This is a genomic window from Pseudomonas sp. (assembly GCF_032058845.1).
Lineage (GTDB): Bacteria > Pseudomonadota > Gammaproteobacteria > Pseudomonadales > Pseudomonadaceae > Aquipseudomonas.
In genome coordinates this window covers 1-7,872 of sequence record NZ_DAMCCR010000151.1, presented here as the reverse complement: position 1 = coordinate 7,872, position 7,872 = coordinate 1, and the positions used below count along the sequence as shown (strand labels likewise).

The window sequence follows — 7,872 nt, the reverse complement described above, 5'->3', positions numbered from 1 at the left end:
AGGAACACCAGCAGTTGCAGCAGGCCATCGCCCAGTGGCGCGCGGCGCATGCCGACCTCGACGACGCCGGCCTCGAGCGCCTGCTGGCCATCGACGACACGCAGCGCGCAGCCTTGCGCCAGGACGTGCAAGACGCAGACTCCGCCCTCGATCAAGCCCGCATCCGTGTGCAAGAGCGCGAGCAGCGTCTGCACCAGCATCAGCAGCCCGACCTCGAGCCGTTGCCGGCCGATGCCCTGGAGCAGGCCCTGGCCGAGACCGCACAACGCCTGGCGCAGCACGAGCAACGCTGCGCCGAGCTGCGTGCGCAACAGGCCGAAGACCAACGCCGCCAGCAGGCCTGCCATGCACTGGCTGCCGAGATTGCCCAGGCCGAGCAGCACTGGCAGCGCTGGGCACGGCTCAACGCGCTGATCGGCTCGGCCTCGGGCGATGTCTTCCGCAAGATCGCCCAGGGCTACAACCTCGACCTGCTGCTGCACCATGCCAACACCCAACTGCGCCAGCTGGCCCGGCGCTATCGCCTCAAACGCGGCGGCAGCGCCCTCGGCCTGCTGGTGCTGGACACCGAGATGGGCGATGAGCTGCGCTCGGTGCATTCGTTGTCGGGCGGTGAGACCTTCCTGGTGTCATTGGCCCTCGCCCTGGGGCTGGCGTCGATGGCCTCGAGCACATTGCGCATCGAGTCGCTGTTCATCGACGAAGGCTTCGGCAGCCTCGATCCGGAATCGCTGCAACTGGCGATGGATGCCCTGGATGGCCTGCAAGCCCAGGGGCGCAAGGTGGCGGTGATCTCCCATGTGCAGGAGATGCACGAGCGTATTCCCGTGCAGATCCAGGTGCGGCGTCAGGGTAATGGCTTGAGTGATGTGGAGGTGTGTGGCTGAGGCGGCGCCGATGCAGGGGGCTGTAGGTTCGGCTGCGATGGCCGGCATAGCCGTTCTGACTCAGGAGGAGCTCATTCCTGAGGAAAAACGCGACTGCAGCCATCAGGACGGCTTCGCCGTCCATCGCGGCTAACCGGAGCGCCGGACCGGCCGCTCCCACAGGTGCGTGTGAACTGGAAAGAGTTATTTTGATAGGAGCGTGCGATCCGAGTAGGAGCGACTTCAGTCGCGATGGACGGCTTCGCCGTCCTGATCCAGGCGACGCGTATTCCTGGAGAAAGCACGACTGCAGCCATCAGGACGGCTTCGCCGCCCATCGCGACTGACCGGAGCGCCTGACCGGCCGCTCCAACAGGCGCACAGGTGGTGACAGCTCGCGCGCGCTACTCGATGAACTTCAAGTCCGACGGCGCCGGCTGTTCCAGGCGCTGCACGACCTCGCCCAAGGTTCCCTCACGCGGATCGCGCCTGATGACCACGATCTCGTTACTGTGCTGATTGGCCACCAGCAGGAAATGACCGTCTGGCGCGACGGCAAACTCACGGGGATGCTCGCCCTCGGCTGACCGGCGCTGCAATAGCGTCAGCCGGCCATCGTCGGCGTGCACGCGATAGACCACGATCTGGTTGGCCTGGCCACGGTTGCTGACGTAAAGAAAACGCCCATCGGCTGACAAGTGCAGCCCGCCTGCGCCCTTGAATGCAGGGTCGGTCTGTTCGGTGAGTGGCAGACGCTGGTCGAGCGTGAGCTGACCGTCAGGCTTGACCGTCAGCATGGCCACTTCACCCAGCATCTCCAGCGTCAGGTAGGCATGCTTGCCCTTGGCATCGAACTGCAGATGACGCGGCCCGCTGCCTGCGGGCAGCGCCAGGCTGGCCGTCGGCGCCGAGCTGAGCGGTTGCGTGTCATTGGCACCGTCGTAGCGGTAGATGAACACCTTGTCGGCGCCCAGGTCGCTGGCATACAGGTGCCGGCCGTCGGGTGCGAGCACTACCGAATGCACGTGCGCCTCGGTCTGGCGCTCGGCGTTGACCTTGCTGGGCGCGTGACGCAGGTCCTGGGTGGCGCGGGTGAGCGTGCCGTCACGGCGCACCGGCAAGGCCACCAGGCTACCGCCCGGAGCTTTGGCGCCGTAGTTGGCGACGAACAGGTAGCGCTGGTCACGGCTGAGGCTGGCGTGGGTCGGCTCGCCACCCTGGCTGGCGATCGTGCCCAGCGAGCGGAGGGCGCCGTCTTTACCGATGGCAAAGCTGCTGACCTGGCCGCTGCGCGATTCGTTGACCGAGTACAGCTGGCGTTGATCTTCCGACAACACCAGCCAGGAAGGATTGGCGGCGCGTACCACTTGCAGCGGGGTCGCGTCGATCTGCCCCTGAGTGGGATCGAAGTGGTAGCGGTAGATGCCATGACTGTCGCCATCGGTATAGCTGCCCACCAGCAGCGTGGCGGCGTGGCTGTGCAGGGTCAGGCTCATCAAGCCGGTGCTAAGCAGGTGTATGTAGATCCTGTTCATCGTGGTCCTCGTCCGGTGCCCGCAGTGCGCTCATGCACACCAGCCGGTGTTCACCTTGGACACCGTCGAGGCGCCATTGCTCACCCTCGCCTTGCGCAGCGGCAATCTGCTGCGGGCTGAACTGCCACCGGCGCAGTTGCCGACCGTCCATGCACTCGGCCATCAGGCCGTCGTCGTCGAGGTGAAAGTCGAAGCAGTGCAGGTCATCGATCAGCAGCATGTCGCAGGCTTGGAGGGCAGCAAGGAGGGTCATGGGAAATCCGGAACGAAAAATGGCGTGCAGTATACCTCTTGCGGGCCAACCTCACGCACGGCTGAAGATCGGCAGCGTAGGCGCGCCCACCCGACAGAAGCCTCAGCGAGCTTGCTTGCGCCTGCGGTCAATGCGCGAACGGCGATCCGCCTGTCCTGCCCGCCAGCTGCTCGGGCCTGATCAGGAAGCGCGCCAGCGCCGGCAACAGCCACAGGGCGCCGATCATGTTCCAGAGCAGCATGAAGGTCAGCATCAGGCCCATGTCAGCCTGGAACTTGATGGCCGAGAAAATCCACGTGCACGTGCCGATCGCCAGGCACAGGCCGGTGAACAGCACCGCCTTGCCGGTCGAGCGCAGGGTCTGGTAGTAGGCCTCCTGCAACGGCAGCCCGGCACGCAGGAAATGCTCCAGCCGGCTGTAGATGTAGATGCCATAGTCCACGCCGATGCCCACGCCCAGCGCCACCACCGGCAGCGTCGCGACCTTCACGCCGATGCCCATGAAGGCCATCAGCGCGTTGCCCAGCACCGAGGTCAGCACCAGCGGCAGCACGATGCACAAGGTGGCGGCGAACGAGCGGAAGGTCACCAGGCACATCAGCGCGACGCACAGGTACACCAGCAGCAGGATGGTCAGCTCGGCAGACTTGATCACCTCGTTGGTGGCCGCCTCGACCCCGGCGTTGCCCGCTGCCAGGAGAAACTGCAGACCGTCACGGTCGTGGCTGCTGGCGAATTCGCGGGCGACCCCGGTCACTCGCTGCAGGGTCTCGGCCTTGTGGTCGTTGAGGAACACCAGCACGGGCGCCAGCGAGCAATCGGCGTTGTACAGGCCATCGGCGCGGGCGATGGAGTTGTTCAGCACATCAGGGTTGCGCGACAGCGTCTCCCATTTCAGGCTGCCCTCGTTCATGCCCTTGATCACCTGCTTGGACACCGTCACCAGGGAGATCGCCGACTGCACGCCGGGGGTGTTCTGCAGCGTCCACATCAGCTCATCGATGGGCGCCAGGGTCGCGTGCACCGAGCACTGTTCGGCAGGCGTCTTGACCATCACCACCAGCACGTCGGAGCTGGTCGAGTAGTTGTCGATGATGAAGCGGTTGTCCTGGTTGTAGCGCGAGTCAGGGCGCAGTTCCGGGGCCCCTTGGTCGAGATCGCCGATCTTCAGGTGCTGGCTGTACCAGAGCCCGCCGCCGAAGGCGAGCAGCGCAAGGCCGATGGACACCGGCGCCACACGGGCACTGGCGAACCCACTGAGCAAGCGCCAGAACGGGTGCTCGCGGTGCGCGTCGGCCTTGCTGCGGGCGATCGCCTTGCCACTGATGCCCACATAGGAAATCGCCACCGGCAGCAAGATCAGGTTGGTGAACACGATCACCGCGACCCCGAGCGAGGCACCAATGGCCAGCTCGCGAATCACGCCGATGTCGATCACCAGCAAGGTGATGAAACCCACCGCGTCCGCCAGAATCGCGATCATCCCCGGCAAGAACAGCTGGCGGAAGGTACGCCGCGCGGCAGTCAGCGCGCTGTCGGCGGTGCTGGACTGCAAGGCGATGCCGTTGATCTTCTGCACGCCATGGGAAATGCCGATGGCAAAGATCAGGAACGGCACCAGCATCGAATACGGGTCCAGGCCAAAGCCCACGGCGTGCATCAATCCCAGTTGCCAGACCACCGCCACCAGCGTGGTGACGAGCACCGCCACGGTACTGCGAATGCAGCGCGTGAAGGCGTAGAGCAGCACCAGGGTGATCAGCAGCGCCACACCGAAGAACACCACCACCATCGACAAGCCGTCGATGAGGTCGCCGACCTTCTTGGCGAAGCCGACGATGTGCACCTTCACGTTGGGGTTCTGCGCCTGGAACGTGTCGCGGATCTTGTCTTCGAGCTGGTGGGAGAACTGCTGATAGTCCAGTTTCACCTGGCGGCCTGGGTCTTGCGGATCGGGGTAGCTTTCCAGCAGCGGCACATCGACGATGCTGGAGCGGAAGTTGTTCGCCACCAGCCGCCCGACCTGGCCAGACTTGAGCACGTTGTCGCGCAGTGCATCGAGGCTGGCGGGTGAGCCATCGTAGGTGTTGGGGATCACCTCGCCGCCGGCAAAGCCCTCCTCGGTGACTTCGGTCCAGCGCACGCTGGGGCTCCACAGGGATTTGAGCCCACTGCGATCGACACCGGGCAGATAGAACACCTCGTCATGCAGCTTGCGCAGGGTTTCCATGTACGTCGGGTCGAAGATGTCGCCATTCACCGCCTCGACCGAGATACGCACCGTGTTGCCCAGATTGGCGAGATCGTTGCGGTGCTCGAGCATACGTTCGATGAAGGGGTGCTGCAGCGGGATCATCTTCTCGAAGCTGGTGGACGGGCGAATCAGCAGGGCCTGCCAGAACAGCAACACGCTGAGCAACAGGCACAGCCCGATCACGACAGGGCGGTGGGTGAAGATCATTCGTTCCAGCCAAGTGGCCTGGGCGTCGTCGGGCGTCACACCTTGCTGCCCGCTCATGGCTGCACCTCCTGGTCAGCGCCCTCGGGTGTAGTCAGGCGAATGCCGGCCTGCCCTACCAGCAGCAACCCTCCTTGCCGCCCCACGACGCCGGACAACGCCAGGCGATCGGGCCGGTTGAACAGGCTGAACTGTTCGCCGTCATCCGTGCTGCGCAGCACGCTGCCGCCGTTGCCGACGATCACCACGCTGCCGTCGGCCAGCAACGCACCGCCTGCCAGGCCGAAGGCTAACGGGCCGCGTGCGGTGGGCAGTGGCACGCGCTGCCAGGTATCGCCGAAATCGGTCGAGCGCAGCAGATTGCCGCGCAGCCCATAGGCCAGCACCGTGCCGGTCGTGGCAGTGCCGAGCACGCCGAACAATGACCCTTCGTATGGCCCTTCGAGCCGTGACCACTGCTGGCCGTCATCGCTGGAGCGGTACAGGCTGCCCTGCTCACCGACGATGAACAGGCCGCGACCTTTGATTGCGGTAATCGCGTTGAGGTGCAGCTGGTCCGGGTTGTCGAGGCGCTCGCTGACGTCCTGCCAGTGCTGCCCGCCGTCACGGGTTTCGAGCAATGCACCATAGGCACCGACGGCAAAGCCGTGCTGGGTATCGAGAAAATGCACATCGAGTAGTGGCGCTTCGCGGGCGCGGTCTTCGAACTGTTTGCGCCAGGTCGCGCCGCCGTCAGCGGTCGCGAGAATCTGCGCATCATGGCCCACCGCCCAGCCATGCTGGGTGTCGACGAAATACACGGCGGTCAACAGTTGCCGGGTCGGCACGTGGGCCTGGGTCCAGGTTGCCCCTTGATCGTCGGACATCAGCACATGCCCGCGGTCGCCGACCACCACCAGGCGGTTGCCGGCATGGGCGGCGTCGAGCAACAGGCTGTGGCTGGCGCGAGATGAAGGAAGGGCCATGGCGTCTGGCGCGTCTGGCGCCTGAGCCGCCTCGAGGCTGCCGGCCCAGAGCGCCAGGGCGACACCCAGGAGCATCAGCTTGAGCAGCGCACCTGTAGCGTGGCTGCCAGTCATCCTTGAGCGTGCCGTCATGGCGTTCCCCTGTCGTTGTTCTTGGAGGGGGTTGTGCGCCTGCGCGAGGGAGGCCGACCCCAAGGAAACAGATGCTGCGATAGCGATGGGCCATCCTAGCGGTGCAGGCGGCTGCAGATCAACGCAGGTGGATCGTTATTTTGCACGTGAATGTACCGGCCCGCTGGCGCTGCCCGCCCTGGGACACTCAACGGTCTGGTGCCTCGACGTTGGCCTGGTAACGCAACCAGCCGGCAGTCGTGGATCGACCGTCGACACGGTCCTTGGGATGCTGAACACCTTCGCTGACCGGCACTTCGGCGAAATCGAACGGGCTCATGCCCTCCAGGCACGCCACGTTGATGCCGTATTGATCAGGCGAGGAGCGCCGCTGGTGAAAGGTGTAGATGCCGCAGTGCGAGCAGAAGTAGTGTTTGGCCTCGCCGGTATTGAACTGGTACAGCGTCAGCGCCGCCTCGCCCTGCTCGACCGAGAGGTCGGCCAGGTCGGCCGAGACCGCCACCGCGCCGCGCATGCGGCAGTAGGAACAGTTGCAGCGGCGGGCGGTGTCCAGGCCGTCAGCCAGGCGTACCGTGAAACGTACAGCGCCGCAGTGGCAGGCGCCGTGATGCAGGGGGCGGGTGTCGAGGGCAGTCATGGCAGCACCGTGTGAGCAAGGTGCCTGGCAGCATAGCTGGCCAGCGGCTTCTGGCCTCCTGTGCGAGGCTGCGGCGCGTCGGCCAGGTGGGGATCAAGGCCACACCTGCTCCGCACGCCTGACCGTCAGTTTCGAGCGCAGCGCACTGAGGGCAATCAGGTGCACGGGCTCGGTGGGCGCGGCGCAGAGGTCTTCGACCACGACCACGTCGAAGGCCTCGGCCGCCTTGGACATCGCCGTGAACGCCACGCAGTTCTGCGTCATCATCCCGCAGATGAGCAACGTCTCGACGTTGTGCAGATGGCTCGCCAGGTCGGTTTCCTGAAACGCATCGGCGAGGTGCTTGAGCACGATCGGCGCGCCCTGGGCAACATCGAGAACGGCCGGCCTGAGCGCCGCCCCCGCACTGCCCGCCGCGAACAACCCTGTAGGCTCGGTGGAATGGTGCTGCACCAGCACGATGCGGTCACCGGCCTGGCGCGCGCGCTCGATCGCCGCACAGATGTTGGCGGCGGTGGCCTCGGCGTCATGCAAGGGCAGAACGCCGTCGGCGAAATAGTCATTCTGAATATCGATTACGACCAGTGCGCGGCTCATGGCGGTGTACTCCAGGGGGTCAGTGGTGTGACTTCAGGCTCTGTACGAAAAGCCTAGCCCTGTCACGGCGCGGCAACGACTGGCCGGATGGCCATCTTTCGATTAGATTCGGCCAATGAAGATCGCCCTCCTCGCCTACGACCATGTCAGCCCGTTCATGCTCTCCACGCCACTTGCGGTGTTCCAGGGCGCGTCCCTGGCTGCGCCCGATGAGGTGATCATCTGTGCGAGCCATCGACGGGTCCTGGGGCCTGGTGGGCTGAGCTTCAACCTCAGCGCCGACCTGGAGGCCGCCAGCGATGCGGACCTGGTGCTGCTGCCGGGCTGGCGCGACGCGCAGGAGCCGGTGCCCGATGAGCTGGTCGAGGTGCTGTGCCACGCCGCCCAGCGAGGCGCGGTGGTGGTCGGTCTGTGCCTGGGTACGTTCGG

General features: G+C 65.4%; 7 protein-coding genes and 1 pseudogene. 2 read left to right on the top strand and 6 right to left on the bottom strand.

Going from position 1 to position 7,872, the window contains the following annotated elements:
* The coding region (locus tag RT028_RS19220) for an SbcC/MukB-like Walker B domain-containing protein (protein WP_312936911.1) at positions 1–887 on the top strand (887 nt) is incomplete at its 5' end.
* A 383-nt stretch (positions 888–1,270) separates the two neighbouring features.
* On the opposite strand, the gene RT028_RS19215 is transcribed toward RT028_RS19220, so the two are convergent.
* The 6 genes from RT028_RS19215 to RT028_RS19190 form a co-directional block, all read right to left on the bottom strand.
* A complete protein-coding gene (locus RT028_RS19215) occupies positions 1,271–2,401 on the bottom strand; it encodes a lactonase family protein (RefSeq protein ID WP_312936909.1) in 1,131 nt (376 codons plus the stop codon).
* Positions 2,373–2,654 carry a DUF5629 family protein gene (locus RT028_RS19210; RefSeq protein WP_312936907.1) on the bottom strand — a complete coding sequence of 94 codons (282 nt, stop codon included), beginning with the start codon at positions 2,652–2,654 and terminating at the stop codon, positions 2,373–2,375. Before RT028_RS19210 ends, RT028_RS19215 begins: the two co-directional genes overlap by 29 nt.
* Before the next feature lie 127 nt (positions 2,655–2,781).
* Entirely contained in the window at positions 2,782–5,172 is a 2,391-nt protein-coding gene (locus tag RT028_RS19205; protein WP_312936905.1) for an RND family transporter, read from the bottom strand.
* Positions 5,169–6,209: a WD40/YVTN/BNR-like repeat-containing protein gene (locus RT028_RS19200; protein ID WP_409567313.1), complete on the bottom strand. Its 1,041-nt coding sequence runs from the start codon at positions 6,207–6,209 to the stop codon at positions 5,169–5,171. Before RT028_RS19200 ends, RT028_RS19205 begins: the two co-directional genes overlap by 4 nt.
* 187 nt (positions 6,210–6,396) lie before the next feature.
* Positions 6,397–6,846 carry a GFA family protein gene (locus tag RT028_RS19195; protein ID WP_312936903.1) on the bottom strand — a complete coding sequence of 150 codons (450 nt, stop codon included), beginning with the start codon at positions 6,844–6,846 and terminating at the stop codon, positions 6,397–6,399.
* A 93-nt stretch (positions 6,847–6,939) separates the two neighbouring features.
* A complete protein-coding gene (locus RT028_RS19190; protein ID WP_312936901.1) occupies positions 6,940–7,443 on the bottom strand; it encodes an isochorismatase family protein in 504 nt (167 codons plus the stop codon).
* A gap of 115 nt (positions 7,444–7,558) precedes the next feature.
* Here RT028_RS19190 and RT028_RS19185 point away from each other — a divergent pair.
* Positions 7,559–7,872: pseudogene (locus RT028_RS19185) on the top strand (GlxA family transcriptional regulator); the annotation flags it as partial.